Annotated in this window: 2 protein-coding genes; both read right to left on the bottom strand. The window is 38.7% G+C overall.

Annotated elements, in window-relative coordinates:
• A partial coding sequence (locus B7Y67_RS17565; protein WP_293599734.1) for an MAPEG family protein occupies positions 1 to 388 on the bottom strand: 388 nt, incomplete at its 3' end.
• 184 nt (positions 389 to 572) lie between these two features.
• Entirely contained in the window at positions 573 to 1,265 is a 693-nt protein-coding gene (locus B7Y67_RS17560; protein WP_293599733.1) for a hypothetical protein, read from the bottom strand.
• Positions 1,266 to 1,569 lie beyond the last annotated feature (304 nt).

The following is a 1,569-nucleotide window of genomic DNA, read 5'->3' as shown; positions in this document are numbered from 1 at the left end:
ATTTAAAAATAACCCACCCAAGATTTGTGACGATAAGACCTATCAAAGTATAAAAGGTAAGTTTCATACCCCTAATACGATTATCAAAGCTTTCAGGTTCTTGATTAATGCCATTCGCATGAAACAATCTTCCAATTAATAGTGTTGTTCCAAACAGAACAATGAGCCACCAAGGGGCACCGTTTAATTCTAGGCAAGCCAATAAAATTAGTCCGATAGGTACATATTCTGAAAAATTTCCATGTGCACGTATCGCTTTTTCAAGATCATTTATGCCGCCGCTACCTAGAGGCACTTTATTTTTTCTTCTTAGTTTGATTACATTAAATGCAAGCTTGATATAAATTGCGGTGAGAAACGCAGCAAAAATTGAAGTCACTATAAGCATGATCTGCTCCCGATTTGTTTTACCAGTTAAAACTTTCTAATTTAAGTTTCTAAAATTAGAACAGCATTACTACAGCCTATTTAAGACTGTTATTTGTCTACTTAATATTGCAATTAATTCTGCCAAACCGTCTGTGTAACACATTGAAATCACAGGTTTTTAGGCTGATTTAAGCATACGTGTATCAGAATATCTGGTCTGGGGTAATGCGAACACCAAACGAAATCCACTGACTCTCATTCACCCCATTAAGCTGTCGCCCCAAGGTTGCATCGACTTGGAACAGGTTTGGAATGACTGAGTATCTGACACCAGCCTGAGCGAATGGGCTGGATTGATTGTCTCCATATGCTTCTAATATCCCCATCAATCTCGATGTAGCCTTGAACTCACCACCAATGCCCCACGTCATCTTATCTTTGTTTGATGCCCTGTCATGCAGCGCACCCATGTTGATGTGCATTACTACTTTGTTGTCATTAAAAGATGCTGAGAATGGAATATACGCATAGGTATTGCCTAGCTGATTTGCGCTTGGTGTTATCGCTGGATGATAAACTTTGCCAATTGCAAAACCTATTCCCCATCCGTTTGTCTCAAGAGTTTTGAGTAAGGTTTTGGCTTGAATCACGTAATCTGCCGAATCTTTGATGTCGCTATACATTGAATAACCACCGCCCACAGTTAACTCAAGGTTACCTGTAGGATTGCAAGCAGGTAACGCCCAAAGTTCGGTGCTATTTGAATAGACTCGAGTCCAGCTTTCGAGTTGGCAGCTGCCTGCAGTAGTTAAGCGTGCATCATCCGTTACAAATGGGCGCGCTGACCATGCAGGTTGCGCGTATATCATGATGCATAAAAGTAACAGTTTTTTCATGGCGCTATTTTATTAGATTTTTAGTTTTTTTAAAGTTAAAGATTTCTTTGCACTGCACGCTCTGTGGAGCGTAATAGACTATATGTTACCAACCAAAAGATACATTAATGTGAACCGTGTCCCCTAATCCAAAAACTGGATTAATTAAAATTAGCTTTGATATGCAAACAAAGCTTTTAATGTTAAGGTCAAATTTTTATGTACATTAAAACGAGTGATTAATATGCACCCTTAATAAAAAATCCAATGATAGGAGACTCTAAATCAAAGACAGCAATTGCTTCAATGCATAGGGTGACTTGCT

The organism is Polynucleobacter sp. 35-46-11, assembly GCF_002281105.1.
The sequence above is the reverse complement of the archived record's forward strand: the minus strand, read 5'-3'. Positions and strand labels throughout refer to the sequence as shown.